This is a genomic window from Rhizobium halophilum (assembly GCF_021648825.1).
GTDB classification, from domain to species: domain Bacteria; phylum Pseudomonadota; class Alphaproteobacteria; order Rhizobiales; family Rhizobiaceae; genus Neorhizobium; species Neorhizobium halophilum.
Map to the genome: position 1 here is coordinate 1 of NZ_JAKJHS010000004.1, position 26012 is coordinate 26012.

The following is a 26012-nucleotide window of genomic DNA, read 5'->3' on the forward strand; positions in this document are numbered from 1 at the left end:
GCCCGGTAGCTCGTCAGGCTCATAACCTGAAGGCCGCAGGTTCAAATCCTGCCCCCGCAACCACTGAGACTTGCAAACCTCCCATTCTCCATACGTCCTTGAAAGCTCCTCCGCAGTCGCGTCGAGGAGCTCGTTGCATCGGTGCGAACTCACCTTGCCGGACGCCGAGTCCTGTCCAGAAATGGCTAGAATGTAGGCAGACCTGCGAAATGCAAAGATTATGGTCATCACCGTCTTGCAAAGCGTGTTGCACTGCGACATCAATGGCGAATGACGCAGGTAGAACTTACGGTTCTTATCATTGACGAGAACGCGATCCGCGCTTCGATTATTGAAGAAGGGCTGCGCGAAGCCGGGCACAGTCGCGTCACCGTAGTCCATGAGGTGAACGGCATCGCGCGGATCATCGAGACGCTGCAGCCGGACGTCATCATCATCGATATCGAGAATCCGAACCGGGACATGATGGAGCATCTGTTCCAGCTGACCCGCACCGTGGGGCGTCCCATAGCCATGTTCGTCGACCGCTCGGACAAAGCGTCAATCGAAGCTGCCGTAGAAGCCGGTGTTTCAGCCTATATCGTCGATGGCCTGAAGAAGGAACGGGTGAAGTCGATCCTTGACATGGCCGTGAGCCGGTTCAACGCGTTCAGCCGGCTGCAGCGGGAGCTTGCGGCCGCACGAACAGCATTGGAAGAACGCAAGCTCGTGGAGCGGGCCAAGGGGATCTTGATGAAGATGCGTGGCTTGTCGGAAGAGGAAGCGTTCGCGCTCCTTCGCCAGTCGGCAATGAACGAGAAGAAGAAGATGGCAGATATCGCACAGAGCGTGGTGACGGCCGCCCGCCTGCTGCTGTGACGGGAGACTTTCGTTGAGACGTCCTGAGGAAGTCGGAGGAACATGACAATCAAGCCTGACGTGATTTGCCCCATTTCGTCCGCGCCCTCGATTTCTTCATCGGAAGGGTCCCGCGTCTTACGTGCGGGGTTCATCCCTCTCGTGGATGCTTCCGTTTTGATCGCAGCATCCGAGTTTGGCTTCGCGAAACGGGAGGGCCTGCGTCTGGATCTGGTTCGGGACGTCTCCTGGGCGAATGTGCGCGACCGTTTGGCCTTCCGCCAGTTCGATGTCGCCCACATGCTGTCTCCCATGCCGGTCGCCTCGATGCTGGGCCTCGGCTCCAATCCATCTCCGTCGATCACACCGTTCTCACTTGGTCGCGGCGGCAATGCGATCACATTGTCCGTGCGTTTGTTTTCTCGAATGGAGCAGGTGGCCGAGTTGGCAGATGACGCGACGGCGTTGGAGCACGCTCGTGCGCTTGCACGTGTCGTTCAAGCGATGAAGGCAAGGAGTGAAGCTCCGTTGACGTTCGGGATGACCTATCCCTTCTCCTCCCACAATTACGAGTTCCGCTATTGGCTCGCCGCAGGGGGCGTGGATCCCGATGTCGATGTGCGGCTGGTGGTCGTTCCACCGCCGATGACCTCGGATGCGCTTGCGGCCGGAGCGATCGATGGCTTCTGCGTCGGCGCGCCTTGGAACATGATCGCTTCGGAACGCGGCCTTGGCCGCATCGTCACCGCAAAACAAGACATCTGGCCTTCGGCCCCGGAAAAGGTTCTGGGCATAAGGCCGGACTGGGCGGAGACTCATCGTGACACTGTCCTGCGACTGCTTGTGGCGCTGGACGCCGCAGCGCGCTGGTGCGATGAACCGGCAAACCATGGGCATTTGGCAGAGGCGCTGGCCGACCCTCGCCACATCGGTGCTCCAGTTGATATCCTTCGCCGCGTCCTGGCAGGGGAATTCAGTCTGGATGCACGAGGCAATCGCCGTATCATCGAGAACTACTTCACCTTCCACCGTGAACACGCAGCCTACCCCCGGCCCAGCCAAGCGCTCTGGATCTATAGCCAGATGATCCGCTGGGGCCAGACCTCGTACTCGGAGGCTGGCGTGGCGGCCGTGAATGCCGCGTTTCGGCCGGATCTTTATCGGGCTGCGCTCGGCGAGGAAGCAACACCGGCGGATGGTGATCTGCGCCTCGAGGGAGAGCGGCCCGGTGATCGTTTCATGGATGGCCATGTCTTTGACCCGCAGAAGATCATCGACTATGTGCGCGGATTTCCCATAGCGCACCTCCTTCCCACTCAAGATGGCCCCCGAGATCAAGGCTGACCGACGCCTATCCCGTGTCACGAAACCGGCGGCTTCATCGACGACGGTGCGGATATCGTTCCGCATCTGCCTATTTTAGACGCTCAAGCTTCGTCCCGCCGCTGAGTAGTTTGGCATTCCGTCGGCTTGCACTCCCTCCACATTCCCTCACCCGTTGAGAATTGTACAATTAGATCCGTCGTTTACCTGCGGCTTGCTGGCTTGGCACGATGCTTGCAAGGTATGTGCAGGCTGGTCAACGGGGATCGGCTCAGGCGCAGGGGATGCGCCACCTGCAGACATCGACGTCGCAAAGAAATGCAGCGCGGGTAATTCCGCCAGCGCCATTTCGATGCGGCGTTTTTTTGTTTTCACCTTCAAGGGCGTGCATATGAACAGCAAAACAGAGAAGCTCGTGATTATCGGCAACGGCATGGCTCCAGGGCGCATGTTGGAGCACCTCCTTGAGCAGGCTCCCGACCGATACCGTATTGTGATCTTCAACGCGGAGCCGCGTGTAAACTACGACCGCATCATGCTCTCCCCCGTGCTGTCCGGCGAGAAGACGTACGAGCAGATCGTGATCCATGGCGATGGCTGGTACATCGATCACGGGATAACGCTCTACAAAGGCCACAGGGTCACGTCGATCGACCGCAATGAGCGCACGGTTACCTCGGATCACGGGGTGGTGGAAAGCTACGACAAGCTGGTCATTGCAACCGGCTCGATGCCTTTCATCCTTCCGGTGCCAGGAAGCGACCTGCCCGGTGTCCTAACTTACCGCGACCTCGACGACGTCAACGCCATGCTGCTGGCCGCCCAATCGCGTGAAAGGGCAGTCGTGATCGGTGGTGGTTTGCTCGGACTGGAGGCCGCGGCCGGTCTGGCTGAACGGGGCATGGAGGTGACCGTACTTCACGTGATGCCAACCCTGATGGAGCGCCAACTCGACCCGGCTGCCGGCTATCTCCTGCAGAAGGCCGTCGAGGAACGCGGTATCAGGGTTATCTGTAAGGCGAACACCAAGGCTATCGTCGGCCAAGGCAAGGTGGAAGGGGTAGCGTTGGAGGACGGGACATTGGTGCCAGCCTCGCTGGTCGTCATGGCAGTGGGGATCCGCCCGAACGCAACCCTTGCAAAGGAGATCGGCCTGGCTGTGAACCGCGGGATCGTCGTCGATGTCGGCATGCGCACCTCCGACGGCAACATCTTCGCATTGGGCGAGTGCGCGGAGGTCGATGGGACGGTCTATGGCCTGGTCGCCCCGCTCTACGAGATGGCGCGCGTTGCCGCCGCTCGCCTTGCCGGAGACGCCAAGCCACAATTCGTCCATTCCGACACCCCCACTAAGCTCAAGGTCACCGGAATCGACCTTTATTCGCTGGGCGACTTCGCCGAGAGCGAAGACCGGGAGGAGATCGTGTTGCGAGATGCGGCGGCCGGCATCTACAAGCGCCTCGTCCTGCAGGACAACCGGATTGTCGGTACCGTACTCTACGGAGATACCGCTGACGGCCCTTGGTTCAACGATCTGAAGAAGAAGCGCATAGATGTTTCTGCCATGCGTGACACCTTGATCTTCGGTCAGGGTTACCAAGGCGGGGCGCCGCTTGATCCTCTCGCCACGGTCGCGGCACTTCCAGACGACGCGGAGATCTGCGGCTGCAATGGCGTCTGCAAAGGCAAGATCAGCTCGACGATCACTTCGATGGGACTCACCTCCTTGGAAGAGGTGCGCGCCCATACCAAGGCCTCCAACTCCTGCGGAACGTGCACGGGGCTCGTCGAGCAGTTGATGACCCTGGCGCTCGGCGACAGCTATCACGCTCAGACAGTCCCGCCGGTCTGCAGTTGCACGGAACTCGGCCACGACGAGGTGCGCCGCCTGATCAAGGCAAAAAACCTCAAATCGATTCCAGCGGTGATGCAGGAACTGCAATGGAAGACGTCATGTGGCTGCGCCAAATGTCGGCCGGCCCTGAACTACTACCTCGTCTGCGATTGGCCGGACGAATATGCCGATGATTACCAGTCCCGCTTTATCAATGAGCGCGTGCACGCCAACATCCAGAAGGATGGCACCTATTCCGTTGTTCCGCGCATGTGGGGCGGAATGACATCCTCAAAGGAACTGCGCGCGATTGCCGATGTGGTGGATAAATTCTCTATTCCTGCGGTGAAAGTCACAGGTGGTCAGCGCATCGATATGCTGGGCATCCGGAAGGAGGACCTCCCGGCGGTCTGGGCTGATCTCGGTGAAGCCGGTTTTGTGTCCGGTCAAGCCTATGCCAAAGGCCTGCGCACGGTGAAAACCTGCGTCGGCACCGATTGGTGCCGCTTCGGCACGCAGGACTCCACCGGGCTCGGTATCCGGATTGAAAAGTTCATGTGGGGCTCATGGACGCCTGCCAAGCTGAAGATGGCAGTCTCCGGCTGTCCCCGCAACTGCGCCGAAGCCACCTGCAAGGATATCGGCGTGATCTGCGTCGACTCCGGCTTCGAAATCCACTTTGCCGGCGCGGCAGGCCTCGACATCAAAGGCACGGAAGTCCTCGGCCTCGTGAAGACGGAAGACGAGGCGCTGGAACATATCGTGGCGCTGACGCAGATGTACCGCGAGCAGGGCCGTTATCTGGAGCGGATCTACAAATGGGCGAGGCGGATCGGGCTGGAAGAGATCCGCCGCCAGATCATGACAGATGCCGACAAGCGCAAAGCCTTTTTCGAGCGCTTCGTCTTCTCCCAGAAGTTCGCTCAGGTGGACCCGTGGTCCGAGCGGGTGTCCGGCAAGGACAAACACGAGTTCCAGCCTATGGCCATCGTTCACAAGGAGGCTGCAGAATGAATGCTCATGCCATTCTCATGGAAGCCGTTTGGGTCATGATCGGCACCATCGGCGATATCCCGCGCCAGGGATCTCGGCGTGTCCAGAACGGGTCGATGCGGATTGCTGTCTTCCGCACGCTCGATGACAGGATTTTCGCGATCGAAGACCGGTGCCCGCACAAGAACGGGCCTCTCAGTGAGGGAATCGTTCATGACGGCTGCGTCACCTGCCCGCTCCACAACTGGGTGATCTCGCTCGAAACGGGGGAGGCTCAGGGCGCCGATCAAGGAAGGACCCCCACCTTCCCTGTACGGCTGGAGAACCAAAACATCTACCTCAGTCTAACACCAACCACGCCGGCTCGCTGAGCCGCCCTCCTGCACGTGAAAGGAATTGCCATGTCCTATGTAGCACCCCAGGAACTCGCTACGAAGATGATTGATGCCGGTGAGGCGAAAGTCTTCATGTCGACCAAGGATACTCTGATACGCGCTTATATGGCGGGAGCAATCCTCGCTCTGGCGGCCGCCTTTGCCGTGACCGTCACCGTAAACACCGGAAACCCATTGCTCGGCGCTCTTCTGTTTCCGGTCGGCTTCTGCTTGCTTTACCTGATGGGCTTTGATCTCCTGACCGGCGTGTTCACGCTGACGCCGCTTGCGCTATTCGCCAAGCGCCCGGGTGTGACGGTTCGGGGTGTCCTGCGCAATTGGGGCCTGGTCTTCGTCGGCAACTTCGCCGGCGCCATGACGACAGCCATTTTCATGGCGATCATCTTCACCACCGGCTTCACGCATGCGCCAGATGCGATTGGCCAGAAGATCGGTAGCATCGGGGAAGCACGGACGCTCGGATATGCCGCAGCAGGTGCGTCCGGCATGCTCACGCTGTTCGTCCGGGCAGTGATGTGCAACTGGATGGTGTCGACAGGGGTCGTCGCTGCCATGATGTCGACCTCGGTATCCGGCAAGGTCATCGGCATGTGGATGCCGATCCTGGTCTTCTTCTATCTTGGGTTCGAACACTCCATCGTCAACATGTTCCTCTTCCCTTCGGGCATCATGCTCGGCGGTCAGTTCACCTGGATGGACTACCTGCTGTGGAATGAGATCCCGACCGTTGTTGGCAACCTTGTTGGCGGCCTTACCTTCGTTGGCGGCATGATCTACGCCACGCACTACAAGACCTCGCCGAGCAGAAAGCCGGCCGAGCAGCCAGCGGCCCGGCTGGTCGCCGCGGAGTAACCTCGGCAAAAGACGAGCGGGTCCCGTCGGTCGACAGGACCCGCTGCAATTGCGATTGAGAGGTGCCGCCTTGGCCTCGGCACGCTCCTTTAGCCGCCGATCTCTTTCTCCACAAAGCAATTGCGGCCCCTGGCCTTGGCCTCGTACATCGCCTCGTCGACGGTGGACAAAAGGCTGGTTCGGTCTGCAGTCCCTAGGGAGGTGACGACACCCCCGATGCTGGCCCCGGTCAGCACAGTCTTTCCGTTGACGGTGAGCGGCTCCCGAAGCTGAGCGAGCAGACGTTCCGCCACAGCCTTCAATTGCTCCCGTGACTCAAGCTCGGGCATAAAGATGGCAAACTCATCGCGCGGCGGCACAACGCTTGCCGTAGGGGTCAGGTCAACGCCGCCGGCATAGCCCATCCGCGGGGCGCCAGCCGGTACCCATGCCGTCGGGTAGATCGGATTGCCTGTCGCGCCGAGGCGAGGATCTGCCCCTCCCGGTTCGCCAAAGGGATCCCAGACCGTGCCGTCGAATGTCCCGGTGATCGTGTAGTGGTAAACCGCGCTCAGCAGTTGCAGTTCGCTGGCGTGGGCATCGCACAGCCTCCAGCGAACCTGGATCATCCCGAAGTTTCGACCGATCCCGCTGGATGTCGTCTTGGCGCGGATCTGCTGCCAGGCATAGATGCAGGTATCGCCGTGTGCGCTTCGCCCTGCGGCATAGGCGAATGGCCCATAAGTGTTCTGAAGAAAGGTGTTGCGCCGCGACAGGCGAACCCCAGGAATAGCCGAGGCCGCTTCCCGCATGATTGCGCCCTCGTTTACCATTTTGAACGCGGCCGTCGGTCCCCGAGACACCACTGGGCCAAAGAACTCGATCCTGAGAAAATTCTGGCCACTGACACGTGTCTTCGTCGCGAGGGAAACGGTCTGTTCCACGCCATTGGCACGCTGCCGCTCGACGACGCCAATGACGGCAGGCCCTCCCGGTGGGGGAAGTGCCAGAGCCTCTTCGTTCGCGACCAGCGATGGGGATACCGGACGTGAAACGGTGCCCGTGGAACTGCATCCGGCTGCAGCCGCAGAGATGATTAATCCTGTACAGACCTGCAACATCCAGGTTCTCGCAGCCGACACCACACGTTCCTATTCGCCAAGGTTAGACAAAGACGTGGCAAATCAATACGCGAACCCGCCTGCTAGACGAATTAGCCCCCTCTATCGTTAATCGTAAATGAGTGACCATTGATATGGCGAGCGGTATCAGCTTGAGCCAACCCTCTTCTGTCGCTGCCAAGGTCCTCCAGTCGGTGCCGCAAGGGAGGCTGATTCCGAGACTCCCTCCTAAGTCATGCAACTTTGCTCCCCCACGGCGGTTGAACAGAGGCACGCAAGCAGGGAAGGAAGATATGAAAAACCGTACGCAAGTCATCGTTCTCATCGCAGCTTTGGTCATCATCGTGGTCGCTGGCGCCTTCTTCTTCTTCGTGCAGGACTTCGCCTCGACGTCCGGTGTTATCGTGGAGGAACCTTATCTGCGCACGGAGGACGCCCCTCCCAGTGCCGTGGACGATGCAACCAGTCATCCAGATCTGACGGATGATTCCACCGCGGTTGGCCAATGACATCTCGACTGCGTGAGATTTCATCTGCGCGCGGGTGGAACTTCGACCGGATCAGCCGGTTCCCTCCACGGCCCCCGCGCAATAACCAATGTCTCGCCATGAAAGGCTTCTCAATGTTAAGGTCTCTTCCGCGTATTTTGACGCTCGCGCTTCTGCTTCTGCCGCTTGGGCTGACACAGGCTGCCGCACAGCAGGACGAGAAAAGAGCGTTTGCCGATCAGCTGACGAGCTTGAGCAATTTCATGTTAAAATCGGCAGCGGTAGCCGCTGTGCGCGGGCAGGAGCAGTCCGTAAAAACCTTCGCCGAAACGGTGACTGAGGAGATGCGGCAAAAGTTCGGCAGGGCCTTGGTTGAGGCGATCGAGCAGGAAGGGCTGGATCCGTCGCCGGAACTGTCCCAGGAGTATCAAAACAAGCTGCAGGCGCTGGAGAACGCCGTACAGATCCAGTTCGACAATGCCTATTTTTCATCCCAGGTGCTGGCGCTTGAAAGCATAATCGAGCTTATGACGGAATATCAGGAGACCGCACATGAGGGAGCGCTGAAGACCTTCGCCGCCATGCATGTCGGCGGCATGCGTACGCTCTATATCCGCGCGCAGGAGTTTTCCGTTCCCTGAGCAGGGATTGCGTCGCTCCTGAAACTTCCGAGTCTTGGCTCTGTTGGATGTGGCGGAGGACGTGTCATGGCCGGAAGACCCGATTTCGAATTTGCCCGTGATCGCATGATCCGCGGACAGATCATCCGCCGCGGCCTCAACGACGCGGAGCTGGCGAAGGCCTTCCGCGCCGTTCCGCGAGAGGCTTTCGTCGAACCCGGCGTCGAGGAATTTGCCTACGAGGATGCGCCGCTTTCGATTAGCGAAGGCCAGACGATCTCCCAGCCCTTCATCGTTGCCCTCATGATCGACAGGGCCGACATCGAACCCGGGGATGCCGTGCTCGATGTAGGCACCGGCTCTGGCTATGCGGCGGCGGTTGTGGCGCAGATGGCCGAGCATGTCTACACCGTCGAACGCCATGTCACGCTGGCGCAACAGGCCGAGCGCCGCTTCCGCCGGCTTGGCTACCGCAACATCCATGTCCGCGTCGGCGATGGCACGCAGGGATGGCCGGAAGCGGCACCCTTCAATGCGATCCTTGTGGCGGCCGGTGGCCCGTTTGTCCCGCAGACGCTCAAGGAACAGCTTGAGGTTGGTGGCCGCCTGATCATGCCGGTTGGTTCGGAAACCGACCAGCGGCTGATCCGGATCACCCGCACCGGGGCAACGACCTTCGAAGAGGAAGATCTCGGCGGCGTGCGCTTCGTGCCGCTCATCGGGGCGGAGGGCTGGCGGGACCACCAGCCGGCCCGAACGCGCGGGCAAAGCCTGCCGCAGCAGATCGCCGCCGCGGCCGAACCGCTACCCGATTTCGACGATCCTTCTTTCGGCGCCCTGTTCGACCGGTTTGCCGACCGGCGCGTGGTGCTGCTCGGCGAAGCAAGCCACGGGACTTCGGAGTTCTACCGCGCCCGGGCGGAGATCACCAAGCGGCTGATCGCCGAGCACGGCTTCAACATTGTCGCGGTGGAGGCGGACTGGCCGGATGCCGCCGCACTCGATCGCTACGTCCGCCAAAGGCCGGGCCAGTCGCTGGAAACGCCATTCCAGAGGTTCCCGACCTGGATGTGGCGCAATCGAGAGGTCTGGGATCTCCTCGCCTGGATACGGGAGTATAACTCCCGGACCGGCCAGCCGCTGAACGGTGCCGGCTTTTACGGCCTCGACATGTACAACATGAGCGGCTCGATTGCGGCTGTGATCGAATATCTGCAGGCCAACGACCCCGAGGCGGCGCAGGTGGCGAAGGAACGTTACGGGTGCCTCACCCCTTGGCAGAACGAGCCCTCCACCTATGGCCGCGCCGCGCTAACCTCCGGCTACGGCAGGTGCGAAAAGGCAGTCGTCGCGCAGTGCCGAGAGCTGCTGGAGCGTGGGCTGAAGCGTGGCGAGCGGGAGGATCCGGACCTTCTGGACGCCGGCCAGAACGCGCGTGTCGTCGCCTCGGCCGAACGCTATTACCGGGTCATGTACTACGGCGGCGCGGAATCCTGGAATCTTCGTGACCGCCATATGTTTGAGACGCTGGAGCATCTGCTTGACGCGCGGGGCCCGGAAGCCAAGGCTATCGTCTGGGCCCATAATTCCCACATCGGCGACGCACGGCACACCGACATGGGTTCGGCGCGAGAGGAGATTAACATCGGCCAACTCTGCCGCGAGCGCTTCGGCAGTGACGCTGTTCTTATCGGCTTCGGCACCCACGAGGGCAAGGTGGCTGCAGCGACGGACTGGGACGGCGAGATGGAAATCAAGACGGTGCGCCTCTCGCTCGACGACAGCTACGAGCAGTTGATGCACCATGCAGGAACGGAGCGCTTTCTTCTTGATTTCGCGGCCCACCCGGATCTTGCTCGCCGGCTGCAGGAGCCGCGGCTGGAGCGCTTCATCGGCGTGGTCTACCGACCCGAGACCGAACGCGGGAGCCACTACATGTACGCCTCCCTGCCGAAGCAGTTCGACGCCTTCGTTTGGTTCGACCGCACGAACCCGGTCGAGGCTCTGCCGTCGGACGAATGCCATCCGCAGGTCCCGGAAACCTTCCCGTCCGGTCTCTGAAAGTGCGGGCTCTTATACACGCCAGTCCAGGAAGGCGTTGACAACCCGCCTGCGCTGGGCAAAACATGATCCTATTCCGAGGGGGGCATCGTAACGATGCTGAGATGGCGGTGAGCCGGACCCTTGAACCTGATCCGGGTCATACCGGCGTAGGAACGGAAACGGCCACTTTCGGCGCCAATTCTCTTCTCCGCTTTGCCTGGATCTCCGTGATATAACCGTCGGGAGATCGATAATGCCATTAAGCCATAGAGGCCGCGACCGCAGGCCGGCGCTTAGAAACCGGCCGCAGACGCGGTAGGAGCGGACGATGTCCCTCCCGCACATGCTGCCGGGTCTGGCAGGCCTGGTCGCGCTCTGGCAGGCGATTGTCTGGCTGGTCGCGCCGCCCCGCTACATCCTGCCCTCGCCGCTGGAAGTGGCGCAGGCCCTGCTGCGCCAGTGGCATTTCCTGCTGCAGAACGGGCTGATCACGCTGACGGAGGTTCTTCTCGGTCTTGTCTGCGGCGGCCTTCTCGGCTTTCTTGTGGCTCTCCTCATTGCTGCCTTGCCGCCGCTCGGCCGCCTTCTCTGGCCCATGGTGCTGATCCTGCAGGCGCTGCCCGTCTTCGTGCTCGCCCCGATCCTGGTCCTCTGGTTCGGCTTCGGCATGGCCTCCAAGGCGGTGATGGCGACCATCATCATCTTCTTCCCTGTCGCTTCCGCCTTCGCCGATGGCCTGCGCCGCACAGATCCCGCTATCCTTGATGCCGTTGCCCTGACCAAGGCAAGCCACTGGCAGACGCTGCGGCTCATCCGCCTGCCGCTGGCTCTGCCGTCTCTCGTTTCCGGCCTGCGTGTTGCCGCACCGCTCGCCCCGATCGGCGCGGTCGTCGGCGAATGGGTTGGCGCGTCTGCCGGCCTCGGCTTCGTCATGGTGCAGTCCAACGCCCGAATGCAGACCGACACCGTGTTCGCCGCCATGGGGCTGCTCGCGGCCATGACGCTCCTCCTTCGCGCAGCCGTCGACCGTCTCACCACGCATCTGACGCCGTGGGCGCCGGAAATCACCTTGAACTCGATCCAGATCATTAGCCGGAGAATCAATAAATGAAACGACTCCTCTTGCCGCTGCTTGGTGCGCTTGCCATGCTGGCCGCTCCCGCCTCCTCCCATGCGGCCGACAAGCTGACGGTCATGCTCGAATGGTTCGTCAACCCGGACCACGCGCCGATGGTGATCGCCAAGGAGCGCGGCCTGTTCGAGAAGCAGGGACTTGACGTGGAGCTCGTGCCGCCGGCCGATCCCTCGGCCGTGCCGCGCCTCGTGTCAGCGAAGCAGGCAGACATAGGCGTGCATTACCAGCCCAACCTCTATCTCGACCAGGCAGCGGGGCTGCCGCTGGTGCGCTTCGGCACGCTTGTCGAAACGCCGCTCAACACAGTCACGGTGCTGGCCGATGGCCCGATCAAGTCGCTTGCCGACCTCAAAGGCAAAAAAATAGGCTTCTCGGTCTCCGGCTTCGAGGATGCGATGCTGAAGCGCATCCTCTCCGACGAGGGCGTGTCGATCGATGACGTCGAGCTCGTCAACGTCAACTTTGCGCTGACCTCCTCGCTGCTCGGCGGCCAAGTAGACGCGACTGTTGGCGGCTTCCGCAACTTCGAGCTCACCCAGATCCGCCTCGAGGGCGGCAAGGCAAAGGCCTTCTTTCCCGAGGAGCACGGGGTTCCGGTTTACGACGAGCTGATCTTCGTCGCCCACAAGGAGACGGCGACTGACAACCGGCTGCCGCGCTTCCTTGCAGCGGTGGAGGATGCGGCGATCTTCCTGACCAACCATCCGGACGAGGCTTGGCAGCTCTTCATCAAGGCCTATCCGAGCCTCGACGACGAGCTGAACCGCCAGGCCTTCACCGACACGCTGCCGCGCTTTGCCAAGCGCCCGGCAGCGCTCGACCGTGGCCGCTACGAACGCTTCGGCGCGTTCATGGCGGAAAGCGGTCTGATTAGGACGGCACCCGCCGTCGACGAGATCGCCGTGGAAGTCCGGTGACAGCGAGCGGGAGCCGAAGGCGGTCCGGCTTCGCGGAAGATCGGCGCGGGGCGGAGCAGCGGAATGCTCCGTCCGATGCACCCTGGCGCGATGTAAGCCGAAGACTGGCAGCGGCTCTAGAAGCCGCTCTCTCGACCTTTGCCGCTGGCGTTCTCGCCGTGTTGCTGGTGCTGGTGCTCGGCTCCGTCGCACTCCGTTACCTGTTCTCCACTGGCCTAGTCGGGGCGGAGGAGGCAGGCCTCTGGCTCTTCCTGCTGCTGGTCTCCCTCGGCATGCCGCTCGCTGCCTCCGGTCCGCTCGCGATGCGGCTCGATCTCGTGGCGAGGCGTTTGCCGCAGCGCCTCCGGCTGCCTGCCGGCATGGCCGCAGATGGCGTCACCGTTGTCGCCGGACTGACTCTTGTGGCAGGCGGAACTGATGCCGCCGGTCTGATGGGGTCTACCTCCGTGGTACTAGGCCTGCCGGACTGGCTGCGACCGGCGGCCCTCGCTGTCGGGGGTGGGTTGCTCATAGCCCTGCTTCTCCTGCGCCGGACCGCTGAAGGCCTTGGCTTGTCCGTCCTGCTCTCCGTCCTGATTGGGGCCGGCGTCTATGCCTTGCCCGTCGACTATGCGATTAGTTGGCCGCCGAGCCTCGTCGCGCTGCTGCTCGCGGGGATCGGTCTGCTGCTTGGTGCACCGCTGGCGCATTGCCTGTTGGCGGCCACGGCTCTGGCCGTCCCCTTCGGCAGCGTCTTACCCGTGCCGGCGCTGGTCACGAATGCGGCGAGCGGCCTGTCCCGCTTCCTGCTGCTTGCCATCCCCTTCTTCCTTCTCGCCGGCGGCCTGCTGACGGTCTCCGGTGCCGCCGAGCGCCTGGTGCGGCTGGCGGCAAGCCTTGTCGGCCACCGACGCGCGGGCCTTGCCCAGACGACACTCTTGACGAGCCTGCTCTTTTCCGGCGCTTCCGGCTCCTCGGTCGCCAATGCCGCCTTCGGCGCGGGTACCTTCTATCCGCAGTTGGTGAAAAATGGCTATCCGCCTGCCCAGGCGGGCGCTGTGATTGCCGCGACTTCTGTTCTGGACAACGTCATACCGCCTTCGATCGCCTTCCTGCTGCTCGCCGCCGCGACCGACCTTTCGGTCGGCGCGCTCCTTCTCGGCGGCGCCTATGCCGGTCTTGTCATGGCCGCCTGCCTTGCGGTGGCGATTCACCTCGTTCATCGCGGCACGGATCCCATGCCCCGTGCGACGGGGCAGGAGCGACGTCGCGCCTTTCTGGCGGCGCTGTCGGCGCTGGGTCTTGTGCTTGTCGTCGTGGGTGGCATCCGCATCGGCCTCGTGACGCCGACGGAAGCCGCGGCACTCGCAGCAGGCTACGCGTTGCTCCTGGCGGTCGCCCACAGATCCGGTCGAGCAAGCCTTTGGAGCACCTTTCGCCAATCTGCCGTCGAGGCCGCCGCCATCGGCCTTCTCATTGGCGCCGCTGCCCCGATGACTTTCCTGCTGGCGGTGGATGACATGGCGGGCATGGTCACCGGGTTCGTCACCAGCCTCGGCGGACAGGCGGTCGTTGTGCTGCTCCTCTGCAACCTCGTCCTGCTTGCCGCAGGCCTGGTGCTCGATATCGGCGCCGCCATCCTGCTTCTCGCGCCGATCCTGCTTGCCTCCGCAGTGGCTGCGGGTATCGATCCTGTCGTCTTCGGCGTCATCCTCGTCGTCAACCTGATGATCGGCGGCCTGACACCGCCGGTCGGCATTCTGATCTTTGTCGTGAGCGGCCTCACCGGTGTTGAGGCCCGCAAACTTTTCCGGGCGGTCACGCCCTATCTCGCCGCGCTCCTTGTCGCGCTCCTTCTCCTCTGCCTTGCCGCACTCGTTCTCTGAGAGGTTTTTCATGGTTTCCATCACCCGCCGCGCTTTGGTCTCGGCCGCCGCCCTTGCTCCCGTCCTCGCGGCCCCCGTATTCCTTCGCTCCGCCAGCGCCCGCACCACTGCACTCGCGGTCGCGTCCTTGCTGGGCGACGACAAGCCGGAAACGAAGGTCTGGCGCCGGATCGAAGCTCGTCTCGAGGAGCGGCTGCCTGGCCGCTTTCGTTTCCGCATCGTCACCAATGGCGCGCTGGGTGGCGAAAAGGACGTCGCCGACGGCGCCCGCCTTGGCTCCATCCAGGCCAGCCTGTCGACCGTCTCGACGCTGTCGGCTTGGGTGCCGGAACTGCAGCTGCTCGACTTGCCCTTCCTGTTTCGGGATGCGGACCACCTGCGCCGTGTCGTCTCCGGCCCGATTGGAGATGGTCTGAAACAGCGGCTGGCGGAGAACGGCTTCGTCGTTCCCGATTTCATCGACTATGGCGCGCGCCATCTCCTGGCGAAGGAAGCCGTCACCCGTCCGGACCAGCTGCAGGGCAAGACGATGCGCGTCATCCAGAGCCCGCTGCACACGAAATTGTGGAGCGCCTTCGGCGCGGTGCCGGTCGGCATTCCGATCACCGAGACTTACAATGCATTGGCAACCGGGGTGGCCGATGCCATGGACCTCACCGCGTCGGCCTATGCCGGCTTCAAGCTTTTTGAGGTCGTCCCCTATCTGACGAAGACCGCCCACATCCGCTCTTCAGGCGTGATCTTCTTTGCCGAAAGCTTCTGGAACAGCCTGACGGAGGACGAGAGAGCGATCGTCACAGAGGTCTCCGCCGAGGCTGCCCTCTATTTCAACGCGCTGATGGAGCAGGACGAGGCGGAATCCCTGGAACTTGCCCAGGCGAATGGCGAGACGGTGCTCCTGCCGGAAGCGCTCAGCGCGTGGCAGGAGGGTGCGCGCACGGTCTGGACGGCTTTCGAAGAGATTGTTGGCGGGCCGCAGGTGATCGAGACGGTGCGAACGACCGCCTGACGCCTGCTGGACGTTCTGCGCCTCGGGCTCATCACGAACCCCTCGCGAGGTTGCGGATGAGGTGGATGTGCTGCAGCGCCTCGCGTAGGTGCTCCCGGTCCTGGCGGCTGACGGTGTTGAGGTCGACCCGGTTGCTGGGCTGCACACCGGCTTCGATGTCGGCGATCTGCTGGTTCAGGATCAGCCGCATCAGGAAGCCGTGGATGTCGGCCAGCAGCTCGGCCTGCTCCACGGAAACACCGCCCGCCGCTGCGGCTTCACGGATCCGCTGCGCAGTGGTGAGTGCCGTCACGCGGTGATGGAGTGCCGCCGCCCGGGCGCCGGTCACGATCGGCAGCATTGCCGCCTTCAGGTCCGTGCGCCCGGAGCCATCCTTGCGGATGCGCCCGAAGAGGCCGAGTGCGGCATTGCGGCTCCCCGTGCCTTCCGCCATCAGAGTCGCCAAGCGTGGGGAACCATGGGCGATGGCCATCGCCTCCGTCCGCAGCGTTTCGGCAAGTCTGGCCCCGGCCTTGGAAGACACATGGGCGGGCGCGAAGTCGAAGAAGACGTTGACGTCCGGCAGCGTCTCGGCGCGCGGCCGATCCGCCCAGTCTTGCACCGTCTCCAGCCATTCCGACAGGCGGCGGCGCCAGGGCCGGTTCTTCGCCATGATTCCATTTGCGCAATAGGGCACGCCGGCTCGGTCGAGGATCTCGTTGATCCGGGTGGCGAAGCGCACGAACCAGTCATCCGGCGCATCGAGGTCGCCGCGGTAGTCATCCGCAATCACCAGCGCGTTGTCCTGGTCGGGGGCGAGCAGGCTTTCGCCGCGGCCGGCCGAACCCAGCACCAGAAGCGCGTAATCTGCCGGCGGGCCGCCGGCGCCGGCAACAAGGAGTTCAGCCTCAGCGATCTCGGCGGCCCGCGCTGCCATAGCGCGCCGCTCGGCTGCAACCACCGCCGCCACCGCGCGTGCGTCGAGACCGTCGCTCAAAAGTCCCGCAGCAAGCGAAGGAAGTTCGGCCATGACCCGTGCCAACTCGCGTGGTCGGCCGGCGGTGGCGATCTCGTCGCCGATGGTCAGGGTTGCAAAGGCGCGCTCGCGCAGCAGCCGGCGCAGCGTGAAGATGCCGACAAGCTCGCCTGCCGGCCCCGTGACGCCGAGGTAGCGGAGGTTGCGGCGTGCCATCAGCCCAAGCGCGCGATACAGGAAAGTTTCGGCCGGCGCGGCAATGACGGGAACCGTCGTCAGCGTACCGGCGGCCACCGTGCTTGCCTCTGGGCCTCTCTCGGCAAGCGCCCGCAGGATGTCCCGCTCCGTCAGGATGCCCGGTTCGTCGCCGCCCCGCTCGACGATGACGCAGCCGATGCCACGCTCCGCCATCAGTCGCGCTGCTTCCTGCAGCGGCGTATCGATCCCGACCGTGATCGGCGGACCGCTCATGACGTCTTCCAGCCGCTGGCGGTACAAGAAGCTGTCGATCGCGCGCCGGCTGCCGATCTCGATCGCCGTCGGCACGAATTCTGCCTTGCCCGACGACCGCTCGAACCAGCCCACCTGTTGCTGCTGTGCGATCAGCGTCGTTGCAGAGCGGCCGAGCTTTTCCGCCTCGCCCAGTGTCCGGACGCCCTTTTCGAGGAGCCGCGGCTGCATGGCGGCATAGACGGCCGCCGTGGCGCGGGCGTCACCAAGGGCTGTATGACGCCCTGCAATCGCGACGCCATAGGTCAGCGCCAGGTTATCCAGCGATGGGCTGATGAGGCCCGGCGTGATCGCCACCGACATCAGCGCGATATCGAGCCAGCGCGGGTCCTTCCACGGCACCCCGTGACGGCGGGCCTCGTTGCGCAGCATGGAAAGGTCGAAGTTGATCGAGTGTCCGACGACCACTGCAGTGCCGATGAAGTTGCGGAGCGCGGCCGCAACCTCGGCGAAGTTCGGCTGACCGGCGACATCGGCATCGGAAAGTCCGTGCACGCGGCTGGAGGCGGGCGGGATGGGGATGCCGGGATTGACGATGACGTCGAAGACCTGGGTCTCCAGGATGTCAGGCCCGTGCATGCGCACGGCGCCGATCTGGATGATGCGATCGTTGCGGACGTCGAGCCCCGTGGTTTCGGTATCGAGGACGACGACATCCAGCGCAATCAAGGGCGCACTTGCACCTGCCGCCGCATCACCGGGCTTTCGTGGCTTCACGCCAATGCCTCCATCCCCGCTTTCCGGCTTCTGCATAGGCCGAAGCGGACCGTGTCTTGCCGGCAGACAAGACCGGATCGAAGGGCGGAGCAAGTAGACTTAAGACGCAGTCGTCCGTCCTCTCACGTTCCATACCTTTGTCTCCCTCCCAGCTTCCGCTATCAGTGACCGTCAGTATAGCAGCCGGGAGATTGACGTGGAGGATGTGGATTGCGTGGTGGTCGGTGCTGGCGTGGTCGGTCTGGCGATGGCACGGGCCCTGGCCCTTTCGGGTCGTGAGGTGCTGATCCTCGAAGCCGAAGGCGCCATCGGCACCGGCACGTCCTCGCGCAACAGCGAGGTGATCCATGCCGGCATCTATTATCCGGCCGGCAGCCTAATGGCCGAGCTCTGCGTCGCCGGCAAGCAGCAGCTCTACCGCTATTGCGCCGAGCGAGGCCTGCCGCACCGAAACTGCGGCAAGCTGATCGTGGCGACCTCGGCGCAAGAGCTCGATGTGCTGCCGGCGATTGCGGCCAGGGCTGCGGCGAACGGCGTGGGTGATCTGCGGCAGATCTCTGCCGACGAGGCGCTTGACCTGGAACCGGCGCTTGCTGCGACGGGCGCGCTGCTTTCGCCCTCGACCGGTATTATCGACAGTCATGCGCTGATGACCTCCCTCTTGGGCGACGCGGAAAGCGCCGGTGCCCTGATTGCCTTCAGGTCTCCGATACTGGCCGGGCGGGTGACGGAGGCCGGGATCGAGATCGAGGTCGGCGGCGAGGAGCCGATGACGCTGCGGGCAAGGACGCTGGTCAATGCTGCCGGTCATGGTGCACCTGCTCTGGCCAGGTCGCTTCATGGAATGCCGCAGGATCAGGTCCCGCAAGCCTATTTTGCCAAGGGCAGCTACTTCTCCATGACTGGCAGAACGCCCTTCTCGCGGCTGATCTACCCGGTGCCGGTCAAGGGCGGGCTCGGCATCCACCTGACGCTCGACCTTGCGGGGCAGGCGCGGTTCGGTCCGGACGTCGAATGGGTGGACGGGCTCGACTACGAGGTCGATCCGGCGCGGGCGGAAAGCTTCTACCGTGGGATTCGCCGCTATTACCCGGGGCTCCCGGACGGTTCGCTCATCCCCGCCTATTCCGGCATCCGGCCAAAGATCGTGCCGCCGGAGGTCGCCTCCCAGGACTTCGTAATCCAGGGGCCCAAGACGCACGGGGTGCCGGGGCTGGTCAACCTCTTCGGCATCGAGTCTCCCGGACTCACCGCCTGCCTGGCCATCGCCGATCATGTCGCCTCAATGGTGGACGCTGACTGAGAATCACTCGGAACAAACCCACTAACCTTGCTGTTCTTCCGGTGAAGAACGGGAGTTATTTTCATGAAGACGCTGTTTGCCCTCGCCGCGGCTGCCGTCGCGCTGTCGTTGCCGGGCCTTGCTTCGGCACAATCCATCACGGATGTCGGCCGTCGCGACGCCGGGCCGCCGCCGGAGGCGCAGATGCATCGGCGTGACCGCAGTCACGACCGGCACATGGGCCGCGAGCAACGGCGCGACCGGGGTGCGCACTACAGGATCGAGGACGGCCGGATGAAAATTTCCTTCCGCTGCCCCGACGGCGAGCCTGCCCAGGACTGCGCCGATCTGCTGCTGCAGGTTCTCGACCGGCTGCAGGCCAACGGCTCATCCGACGAGGGTGGCTACCGCGACTACGACCGGAGACAGGCCTACCGCGATCGCTAAACTCAGCGGTTCCTAAGTCGAGCCCGCCGCTTTGCCGGCATTAGATGTTGCGGCGCTTGCCCTCCAAGAGGTCGAGCACCTTGTTGGCGGCATCCAGTACGTTGGTGCCGGGACCGAAGACGGCGGCGACGCCGTGCTCCAGAAGATAGTCATAGTCCTGCCGCGGCACGACGCCGCCGACGACGACGATGACATTCTCGGCACCCTTTGCCTTCAGCGCCTCGACCAGTTGCGGGGCAAGCGTCCGGTGGCCGGCCGCGAGCGACGACATGCCGACCACCTGTACCTTCTCCGCAACCGCGAGATCGGCTGCTTCCTCGGGGGTCTGGAACAGCGGCCCAGCCAGCACCTCGAAACCGATGTCGCCGAAGGCGGAGGCAATCACTTTCGCACCCCGGTCGTGCCCATCCTGACCGAGCTTGGCGACCATGATCTTCGGCTTTCCGGCGGATTGGGCATAGCCGGAGAGGCGCGAAACAAGCGTCCTGTACTCCGGATCGTCCTCGTAAGCCGCGCCGTAGATGTCGCCGACCACTTCCGGGACGGCCGCGTGATCGCCGAACGCTTGCCGCATCGCGTTCGAGATGTCCCCCACGGTGGCCCGCGCCCGCGCCGCTTCGACGGCGGCCGCAAGCAGGTTGCCCTGGCCCGAACGAGCGACTTCAGTAAGGGTAGCGAGCGTCTCCTCCACGCGCTTCGGATCGCGCTGCCGCCGTACCTGCTCCAGCCGCTTGATCTGGGCGGCGCGTACGGCGGTGTTGTCGATCGCCAGGATGTCGAGATCGTCCTCGTTCTCCAGCCGGTACCTGTTGACGCCGACGATGATCTCTTCGCCGCGGTCGACTCTGGCCTGCCGCTTCGTCGCCGCTTCCTCGATCAGCCGCTTCGGCAATCCATCCGCCACGGCCTTGGTCATGCCGCCGAGCTTTTCCACCTCCTCGATCAGCGCCCAGGCCTTTTCCGCCAGTTCGTTGGTGAGGCTCTCGATGTAGTAGGAGCCGGCGAGGGGATCGACGACCTTGGTGATGCCGGTCTCGTGCTGCAGGATGAGCTGAGTGTTGCGGGCAATGCGGGCGGAGAAATCCGTCGGCAGCGCCATGGCCTCGTCGAGCGCGTTGGTGTGTAGCGACTGCGTGCCGCCGAGCGCGGCCGACAGCGCCTCGTAGGCGGTGCGGATGACGTTGTTATACGGATCCTGCTCCTGCAGAGAGACGCCGGATGTCTGGCAGTGGGTGCGCAGCATCAGCGAGGATGCCTTCTGCGGCTTGAACTCCTCCATGATCGACGACCAGAGGAGGCGCGCGGCGCGCAGCTTGGCGATCTCCATGAAGAAGTTCATGCCGATCGCAAAGAAGAACGAGAGCCGTCCGGCGAAATCGTCGACGTTGAGCCCCTTGGCGAGGGCGGCCCGGACATATTCGCGGCCGTCGGCAAGCGTGAAGGCAAGCTCCTGCACCAGCGTCGCGCCGGCCTCCTGCATGTGGTAGCCGGAGATCGAGATCGAGTTGAAGCGCGGCATCTCCTTCGCTGTGTACTCGATGATGTCCGCGACGATCCGCATGGAGGGCTCCGGCGGATAGATATAGGTGTTGCGGACCATGAACTCCTTGAGGATGTCGTTCTGAATCGTGCCGGAGAGCTCGGCGCGCGAGCAGCCCTGTTCCTCGCCGGCGACGATAAAGGAGGCGAGGATCGGGACCACCGCGCCGTTCATCGTCATGGAGACGGACATCTCCTTCAGCGGAATGCCGTCGAAGAGGATCTTCATATCCTCCACGGAGTCGATAGCGACACCCGCCTTGCCCACGTCGCCCTCCACGCGCGGATGATCGCTGTCGTAGCCGCGGTGGGTGGCCAGATCGAAGGCAACGGACAGACCCTTCTGGCCGGCCGCGAGGTTGCGGCGGTAGAAGGCATTGGAGGCTTCCGCAGTTGAGAAGCCGGCATATTGGCGGATCGTCCAGGGGCGGCCGGCATACATGGTTGCCCGCGGGCCGCGCACGAAGGGCTTGAAGCCCGGCAGGCTGTCGAGGTGGTTGACCCCTTCCAGATCCTGCGCCGTGTAGAGCGGCTTGATATCGATGTCTTCCGGGGTTTCCCAGACCAGCGTCTTCGGTGACGCCTTCAGCTCCTTTTGCGCCAGCTCCTCCCAATCCTTCAGGGTCTTCTTGGACATCGGATCTCCCTCATACGCCGGTATTCACGCGCGGAGATCTCCGCCGTGGCTTAAAGCTAGTGTTCGGACGGGGCGCTGAAAGCTGCCTCGTAAGATAATTTTATGTGGCACCTCTCAGCGCCCCGTTCGGCGGTTTTTGCCCGCGACTCCGGTCTCTCTGCCTAGGTCGAACGGGGAGGTGTTTGTCGCCGGTTTCCCGGGCGCCGGAGCTTTCACCCCGGCATCGCGTCGGACTTGAAAATCCGGCGACACCAACCTCGTCGACCCCCATGTGTGCCGCACAGGCACGCCCGGCGCGCACTTTCGGGCATTAAGAGACGAGGGCCGGTCCGTAACCCTTCGCCTCTCCCCGTGTCGCCGGAGGGAGACCATTTTCCGCGGACCCCGATGGTGAAGGTGCACGTCGTCCCTCCACCACCAGCGCCGGCCCCGCCTCGCCAGGACGCCTCCTGGTGTATCCGAGAGCGGAACGTCTCAAGTCTGCACCACAGTCTGAGTCCGGGGACGATCTGCGCCTTGATTTTTCTCAAGCCGCTGATTTTGTTGAACCCGCACCCGAAACTCTTCCCCCTTTTTCGAGCCTATTCGAACTCCATGATCAATTCGTCGACGGCAAGGCTCTGGCCGGCACTGGCGGCGACACGCTTGACCACCGCCTTGCGCTCCGCCTTCAGGACGTTCTCCATCTTCATCGCCTCGACGCTGGCGAGCGTCTGGCCGGCTTCGACCGTATCGCCCTCCTTCACCGCCACCGAGGTGATGACGCCGGGCATGGGGCAGAGCAGCATTTGTGAGGTATCCGGCGGCAGCTTCACCGGCATCAGGCGGGCAAGCTCGGCGACGCGCCGGCTGCGCACGCGCGCCGTCACGTCGACGCCGCGCCAGCGCAGGCGGATTGCGGCTCCCTTCAGATCCACCTTCACGCCCATGACCTCGCCGTCCACGGTAAAGCGGGCATGGGTCTGGCCGGGCAGCCACGGCGTCGCGACCGACAGCGGTGATGCGTCGGTGAAGCGCGCGACCGAAGCCTCGCCACTGGGCTCAATGGTGCCTGCGAGCTCGGTGCCGGAAAACGCGACCACCCAATCGCGGCCGACGCTGCGGCGATGGTTGCCGATCGTGCCAGAGATCTGCGCTGCCCGCTCCTGAAGTGTCTGGTTGATCACCATGGCGATGGCCGCGAGCCGCCGGAGCGCGTCTTCATCCGGCGCGACGCCGGAAAAGCCGTCCGGAAACTCTTCGGCGATAAAGGCGGTGGTGATCTTGCCGGAGCGGAAGCGCGGATGCTGCATCACGGCGGAGAGGAAGGGCAGGTTGTGGCCGATTCCCTCCACCTCGAAGTCGTCGAGCGCGACCCCCATGGCATCGATCGCGCTCGTGCGGTCCGGTGCCCAGGTGCAGAGCTTGGCGATCATCGGGTCGTAGTACATCGAGATCTCGCCGCCCTCGAAGACGCCGGTATCATTGCGCACAATCGTGCCGTCACCCTGCTCGCCTTCGGCCGGCGGCCGGTAGCGGGTGAGCCGCCCGATCGAGGGCAGGAAGTTTCGATAGGGATCTTCCGCATAAAGCCGGCTTTCGATCGCCCAGCCGTCGAGCTTCACGTCCCCTTGGCCGAAGGAGAGCTTTTCGCCAGCGGCAACGCGGATCATCTGCTCGACGAGATCGATGCCGGTGACGAGTTCCGTCACCGGGTGCTCGACCTGCAGGCGGGTGTTCATCTCGAGGAAGTAGAAGTTGCGCTGACCGTCGACGATGAACTCCACCGTGCCGGCGGAGTGGTAGCCGACGGCCTTGGCCAGCGCGACCGCCTGCTCGCCCATGGCGCGGCGTGTCGCTTCGTCGAGGAAGGGCGAGGGTGCCTCCTCGATGACCTTCTGGTTGCGGCGCTGGATCGAGCATTCGCGCTCCCCGAGGTAAAGGACGGTGCCGTGCTTGTCGCCGAGCACCTGGATCTCGATGTGGCGCGGCTCTGTGACGAACTTCTCGATAAAGATGCGGTCGTCGCCGAAGGAGCTCTTCGCCTCGTTCTTCGATGACTGGAACCCCTCGCGCGCTTCCGCGTCGTTCCAGGCAATGCGCATCCCCTTGCCGCCGCCGCCGGCGGACGCCTTGATCATCACCGGATAGCCGATCGAGGCAGAGATGCGCACGGCGTCCTCGGCATCCGCGATCAGACCCATATGGCCCGGAACGGTCGAGACGCCAACTTCTGCCGCGAGCTTCTTGGAGGTGATCTTGTCACCCATCGCCTGGATGGCGTTGACCGGCGGGCCAATGAAGGTGACGCCTTCCTTTTCCAGTGCTTCGGCGAAAAGAGGGTTCTCCGACAGGAAGCCGTAGCCGGGATGCACCGCATCGGCACCCGTCTTGCGGATTGCATCGAGGATCTTGTCGATGACGATATAGGACTGCGAGGAGGGGGCGGGGCCGATATGCACCGCCTCGTCGGCTTCGCGAACATGCATGGCATTGGCATCGGCATCCGAATAGACGGCGACGGTGGCGATGCCCATCTTGCGCGCCGTGCGGATGACCCGGCAGGCGATTTCGCCGCGATTGGCGATGAGGATCTTCTTGATGGCCACCGTCACACCTCGAACTCGTCTTCAAAGGATTCCGGGAAGTTCTGCCGGGCGACCTTCTCGTTGATCACCAGCAGGGCTTCGTAAGAGGTCGGGTCGAAGTCCTTTTCCGCGGCCACCACTTCTCGGCCGAAGAGTAGGTTGAGGCGGGCCGCGTCGAGATTGCCGCGCTCGAAGGGCTGGTCGCCGAAATGCTGCCAGAGGGCATAGAGGAAGGCGGCGTCGATGCGGTGTTCCTTGGTTCCGGGGCGGGCGCGGCGGGGCAGCGCCTTGATCGGCGTCACCCCTTTCGGATTTGCGCGGCGGATGGTGAACTGGATGCCCGTGCCCGGCATGCCGCCCGGAAACCCGCGGTGTTTCGTCATGTCGGGCAGGTTTGCCATCCCGTTCTCCTTGGTCTGCTGCGCTTACGGGTTGCCGCCGAACTTGTCCTGCGTCTTGGTGTCGAAGTCCGACGCGTCGTGGCGCTCGTGCAACTGGCTCGACGGTTCGCCGGAGGTGCGGTTGACCATGGAACCCCGCTGGACGCCGCGCCGTTCGCCCACCTGCTTCGTCCAGCGCTGGACGTGTTCGTATTCGTCGACCGACAGGAAGTCGCCGGCGTCGTTATAGGCGTCCTTTTCGGCAAGCCGTCCGTACCACGGCCAGATCGCCATGTCGGCGACCGTATAGTCCTTGCCGGCCATGAACTCGTTGTCGGCCAGGTGTCGGTTCAGCACGTCCATCTGGCGCTTCACCTCCATGGCATAGCGGTTGATGGCATATTCGATCTTCATTGGCGCATAGGCATAGAAATGCCCGAAGCCGCCGCCGAGGAAGGGGGCCGAGCCCATCTGCCAGAACAGCCAGTTCATGGCCTCCGTGCGTGCGCGGACATCCATCGGCAGGAAAGCGCCGAACTTTTCCGCGAGGTAGACCAGGATCGAGCCGGATTCGAAGATCCTGAGCGGCTTTCCGCCGTCCTTCGGCTTGTGGTCCATCAGCGCCGGGATCTTGGAGTTCGGATTAACCTCGACAAAGCCGGAGCCGAACTGGTCGCCATCGCCGATCTTGATCAGCCAGGCATCGTATTCAGCCTCCGGATGGCCGGCGGCGAGCAACTCCTCCAGCATGATGGTGACCTTCACGCCATTCGGCGTGCCGAGCGAGTAAAGCTGCAGCGGGTGCTTGCCGACCGGCAGCTCCTTGTCGTGCGTGGCACCTGCGATCGGCCGGTTGATGCTGGCAAACGCGCCGCCATTGCCGGGCTCCCAGGTCCAGACCTTGGGCGGAACATAGCCAGCGGGGAGGTTCTTTTCGGGCGGAAACTTTTCGGTATCGGTCATTAAAACTCTATCCTTTTGATCGGGGGCGTCAGCGGGTGACGGGGAGGATATAGGAAGGTCGGTTGCGACCCGCTGCGGCCTGAAATGCTTTTGATGATTGGTTCAAGACTATTCAGCAGCCTCCGCCGGCGGTTTGGCGCCGGGATACTTCTTTCCCTTCAGCATGCCTTCCACACTGAGATCCTCGTCGAGATCGGGCCAATGAACTCCGAAGGGCGACAGCTCTATCTTTTCTCGCTGTTCCGGCGTGGCTGCAAGCAAGGGCGGATACCACCACAGGGGTGTAGACAGCATCGCTCCATCGGCAAGTTCCACGACCAGCGCCTCGGCGGTGCAGCGAGCACTGACCGGCTCGAGCAGGTCGTCATCAATTTCCAAAGTGCTCATGCCACTTCTCCAGATATTCTTGCTGATGATCACTTACGACCTTGAGGAGATCGTTGAGTTCCTGATCTGTACAGCGCTTGTTGCGCGCGACGGCCAACCGCTGGAGCCAGATCTTTGTTTCCTTGCGATCCTTGCGGATATGTACGTGAGGCGGTTCATCACGATAAAGGCTGTAGAATTCAAATCTCCAGCCGCGCCATTCGAACACGTTTGGCAT

22 protein-coding genes and 1 riboswitch are annotated in these 26012 nt (G+C 63.2%); of the genes, 14 read left to right on the forward strand and 8 right to left on the reverse strand.

The window, feature by feature from the left end; translation table 11 throughout:
* Nucleotides 1–270: 270 nt before the first annotated feature.
* From LXM96_RS09460 to LXM96_RS09480, 5 genes are all read left to right on the forward strand, one after another.
* Entirely contained in the window at nt 271–858 is a 588-nt protein-coding gene (locus LXM96_RS09460) for an ANTAR domain-containing response regulator (protein ID WP_239998238.1), read from the forward strand.
* Between the two features lie 42 nt (nt 859–900).
* Nucleotides 901–2181, forward strand: coding sequence for a CmpA/NrtA family ABC transporter substrate-binding protein (locus LXM96_RS09465; RefSeq protein ID WP_239998239.1), 1281 nt, complete (start codon nt 901–903; stop codon nt 2179–2181).
* A 370-nt stretch (nt 2182–2551) separates the two neighbouring features.
* Complete coding sequence (gene nirB / locus LXM96_RS09470; RefSeq protein ID WP_239998240.1) at nt 2552–5008, forward strand: nitrite reductase large subunit NirB; 2457 nt, start codon at nt 2552–2554, stop codon at nt 5006–5008.
* Nucleotides 5005–5358 carry a nitrite reductase small subunit NirD gene (nirD, locus tag LXM96_RS09475; RefSeq protein WP_239998241.1) on the forward strand — a complete coding sequence of 118 codons (354 nt, stop codon included), beginning with the start codon at nt 5005–5007 and terminating at the stop codon, nt 5356–5358. Before nirB ends, nirD begins: the two co-directional genes overlap by 4 nt.
* A gap of 30 nt (nt 5359–5388) precedes the next feature.
* Complete coding sequence (locus LXM96_RS09480) at nt 5389–6234, forward strand: formate/nitrite transporter family protein (RefSeq protein WP_239998242.1); 846 nt, start codon at nt 5389–5391, stop codon at nt 6232–6234.
* 89 nt (nt 6235–6323) lie between these two features.
* Here LXM96_RS09480 and bcsN read toward each other — a convergent pair whose 3' ends face one another.
* Nucleotides 6324–7355 carry a cellulose biosynthesis protein BcsN gene (gene bcsN / locus LXM96_RS09485; protein WP_239998243.1) on the reverse strand — a complete coding sequence of 344 codons (1032 nt, stop codon included), beginning with the start codon at nt 7353–7355 and terminating at the stop codon, nt 6324–6326.
* Nucleotides 7356–7627: 272 nt separating this feature from the next.
* Between bcsN and LXM96_RS09490 the strand changes: the two genes are divergently transcribed.
* The 7 genes from LXM96_RS09490 (at nt 7628) to LXM96_RS09520 (ending at nt 15411) form a co-directional block, all read left to right on the forward strand.
* Nucleotides 7628–7843: a hypothetical protein gene (locus LXM96_RS09490; protein ID WP_239998244.1), complete on the forward strand. Its 216-nt coding sequence runs from the start codon at nt 7628–7630 to the stop codon at nt 7841–7843.
* A gap of 113 nt (nt 7844–7956) precedes the next feature.
* Nucleotides 7957–8463 (forward strand): DUF4142 domain-containing protein, encoded by a 507-nt coding sequence (locus LXM96_RS09495; RefSeq protein WP_239998245.1) that lies wholly within the window; start codon nt 7957–7959, stop codon nt 8461–8463.
* A 66-nt stretch (nt 8464–8529) separates the two neighbouring features.
* Nucleotides 8530–10503: a protein-L-isoaspartate(D-aspartate) O-methyltransferase gene (locus tag LXM96_RS09500; RefSeq protein ID WP_239998246.1), complete on the forward strand. Its 1974-nt coding sequence runs from the start codon at nt 8530–8532 to the stop codon at nt 10501–10503.
* Nucleotides 10504–10572: 69 nt separating this feature from the next.
* Nucleotides 10573–10676, forward strand: a riboswitch (TPP riboswitch).
* Nucleotides 10677–10813: 137 nt separating this feature from the next.
* Nucleotides 10814–11596, forward strand: coding sequence for an ABC transporter permease (locus LXM96_RS09505; protein ID WP_239998247.1), 783 nt, complete (start codon nt 10814–10816; stop codon nt 11594–11596).
* On the forward strand, nt 11593–12537 hold the full coding sequence (locus tag LXM96_RS09510; protein WP_239998248.1) for an ABC transporter substrate-binding protein: 945 nt from the start codon (nt 11593–11595) through the stop codon (nt 12535–12537). The genes LXM96_RS09505 and LXM96_RS09510 overlap by 4 nt, the downstream gene beginning before the upstream one ends.
* 104 nt (nt 12538–12641) lie before the next feature.
* Nucleotides 12642–14402, forward strand: a complete 1761-nt coding sequence (locus tag LXM96_RS09515; protein WP_239998554.1) for a TRAP transporter large permease — start codon at nt 12642–12644, stop codon at nt 14400–14402.
* A 10-nt stretch (nt 14403–14412) separates the two neighbouring features.
* Nucleotides 14413–15411 carry a TRAP transporter substrate-binding protein gene (locus LXM96_RS09520; protein ID WP_239998249.1) on the forward strand — a complete coding sequence of 333 codons (999 nt, stop codon included), beginning with the start codon at nt 14413–14415 and terminating at the stop codon, nt 15409–15411.
* 31 nt (nt 15412–15442) lie between these two features.
* Here LXM96_RS09520 and LXM96_RS09525 read toward each other — a convergent pair whose 3' ends face one another.
* On the reverse strand, nt 15443–17593 hold the full coding sequence (locus LXM96_RS09525) for a DUF294 nucleotidyltransferase-like domain-containing protein (protein ID WP_239998250.1): 2151 nt from the start codon (nt 17591–17593) through the stop codon (nt 15443–15445).
* 196 nt (nt 17594–17789) lie between these two features.
* Here LXM96_RS09525 and LXM96_RS09530 point away from each other — a divergent pair, with 196 nt between their 5' ends.
* Nucleotides 17790–18896, forward strand: coding sequence for an NAD(P)/FAD-dependent oxidoreductase (locus tag LXM96_RS09530; protein ID WP_239998251.1), 1107 nt, complete (start codon nt 17790–17792; stop codon nt 18894–18896).
* A 63-nt stretch (nt 18897–18959) separates the two neighbouring features.
* Complete coding sequence (locus LXM96_RS09535) at nt 18960–19322, forward strand: hypothetical protein (protein ID WP_239998252.1); 363 nt, start codon at nt 18960–18962, stop codon at nt 19320–19322.
* Nucleotides 19323–19362: 40 nt separating this feature from the next.
* Here LXM96_RS09535 and scpA read toward each other — a convergent pair whose 3' ends face one another.
* The 6 genes from scpA to LXM96_RS09565 all read right to left on the reverse strand — a co-directional run bounded on the left by scpA (nt 19363) and on the right by LXM96_RS09565 (nt 26012).
* Nucleotides 19363–21498, reverse strand: coding sequence for a methylmalonyl-CoA mutase (gene scpA, locus LXM96_RS09540; RefSeq protein ID WP_239998253.1), 2136 nt, complete (start codon nt 21496–21498; stop codon nt 19363–19365).
* A gap of 581 nt (nt 21499–22079) precedes the next feature.
* The gene (locus tag LXM96_RS09545; RefSeq protein ID WP_239998254.1) at nt 22080–24086 is read right to left on the reverse strand and encodes an acetyl-CoA carboxylase biotin carboxylase subunit; all 2007 of its coding nucleotides are present in this window, start codon (nt 24084–24086) and stop codon (nt 22080–22082) included.
* A 2-nt stretch (nt 24087–24088) separates the two neighbouring features.
* Nucleotides 24089–24466: a hypothetical protein gene (locus LXM96_RS09550; RefSeq protein ID WP_239998255.1), complete on the reverse strand. Its 378-nt coding sequence runs from the start codon at nt 24464–24466 to the stop codon at nt 24089–24091.
* Between the two features lie 24 nt (nt 24467–24490).
* Nucleotides 24491–25408: a glutathione-dependent disulfide-bond oxidoreductase gene (gene yghU / locus LXM96_RS09555; protein ID WP_239998256.1), complete on the reverse strand. Its 918-nt coding sequence runs from the start codon at nt 25406–25408 to the stop codon at nt 24491–24493.
* Between the two features lie 108 nt (nt 25409–25516).
* Nucleotides 25517–25795, reverse strand: coding sequence for a DUF2442 domain-containing protein (locus LXM96_RS09560; protein WP_239998257.1), 279 nt, complete (start codon nt 25793–25795; stop codon nt 25517–25519).
* Nucleotides 25776–26012: a DUF4160 domain-containing protein gene (locus LXM96_RS09565; protein WP_239998258.1), complete on the reverse strand. Its 237-nt coding sequence runs from the start codon at nt 26010–26012 to the stop codon at nt 25776–25778. Before LXM96_RS09565 ends, LXM96_RS09560 begins: the two co-directional genes overlap by 20 nt.

Bases quoted from the DNA above. Each gene is read 5' to 3' on its own strand.
- LXM96_RS09460 (WP_239998238.1), top strand. From the start codon at position 271: ATGACGCAGGTAGAACTTACGGTTCTTATCATTGACGAGAACGCGATC.
- LXM96_RS09465 (WP_239998239.1), top strand. From the start codon at position 901: ATGACAATCAAGCCTGACGTGATTTGCCCCATTTCGTCCGCGCCCTCG.
- nirB (WP_239998240.1), top strand. From the start codon at position 2,552: ATGAACAGCAAAACAGAGAAGCTCGTGATTATCGGCAACGGCATGGCT.
- nirD (WP_239998241.1), top strand. From the start codon at position 5,005: ATGAATGCTCATGCCATTCTCATGGAAGCCGTTTGGGTCATGATCGGC.
- LXM96_RS09480 (WP_239998242.1), top strand. From the start codon at position 5,389: ATGTCCTATGTAGCACCCCAGGAACTCGCTACGAAGATGATTGATGCC.
- LXM96_RS09490 (WP_239998244.1), top strand. From the start codon at position 7,628: ATGAAAAACCGTACGCAAGTCATCGTTCTCATCGCAGCTTTGGTCATC.
- LXM96_RS09495 (WP_239998245.1), top strand. From the start codon at position 7,957: ATGTTAAGGTCTCTTCCGCGTATTTTGACGCTCGCGCTTCTGCTTCTG.
- LXM96_RS09500 (WP_239998246.1), top strand. From the start codon at position 8,530: ATGGCCGGAAGACCCGATTTCGAATTTGCCCGTGATCGCATGATCCGC.
- LXM96_RS09505 (WP_239998247.1), top strand. From the start codon at position 10,814: ATGTCCCTCCCGCACATGCTGCCGGGTCTGGCAGGCCTGGTCGCGCTC.
- LXM96_RS09510 (WP_239998248.1), top strand. From the start codon at position 11,593: ATGAAACGACTCCTCTTGCCGCTGCTTGGTGCGCTTGCCATGCTGGCC.
- LXM96_RS09520 (WP_239998249.1), top strand. From the start codon at position 14,413: ATGGTTTCCATCACCCGCCGCGCTTTGGTCTCGGCCGCCGCCCTTGCT.
- LXM96_RS09535 (WP_239998252.1), top strand. From the start codon at position 18,960: ATGAAGACGCTGTTTGCCCTCGCCGCGGCTGCCGTCGCGCTGTCGTTG.
- scpA (WP_239998253.1), bottom strand. From the start codon at position 21,498: ATGTCCAAGAAGACCCTGAAGGATTGGGAGGAGCTGGCGCAAAAGGAG.
- LXM96_RS09550 (WP_239998255.1), bottom strand. From the start codon at position 24,466: ATGGCAAACCTGCCCGACATGACGAAACACCGCGGGTTTCCGGGCGGC.
- yghU (WP_239998256.1), bottom strand. From the start codon at position 25,408: ATGACCGATACCGAAAAGTTTCCGCCCGAAAAGAACCTCCCCGCTGGC.
- LXM96_RS09560 (WP_239998257.1), bottom strand. From the start codon at position 25,795: ATGAGCACTTTGGAAATTGATGACGACCTGCTCGAGCCGGTCAGTGCT.
- LXM96_RS09565 (WP_239998258.1), bottom strand. From the start codon at position 26,012: ATGCCAAACGTGTTCGAATGGCGCGGCTGGAGATTTGAATTCTACAGC.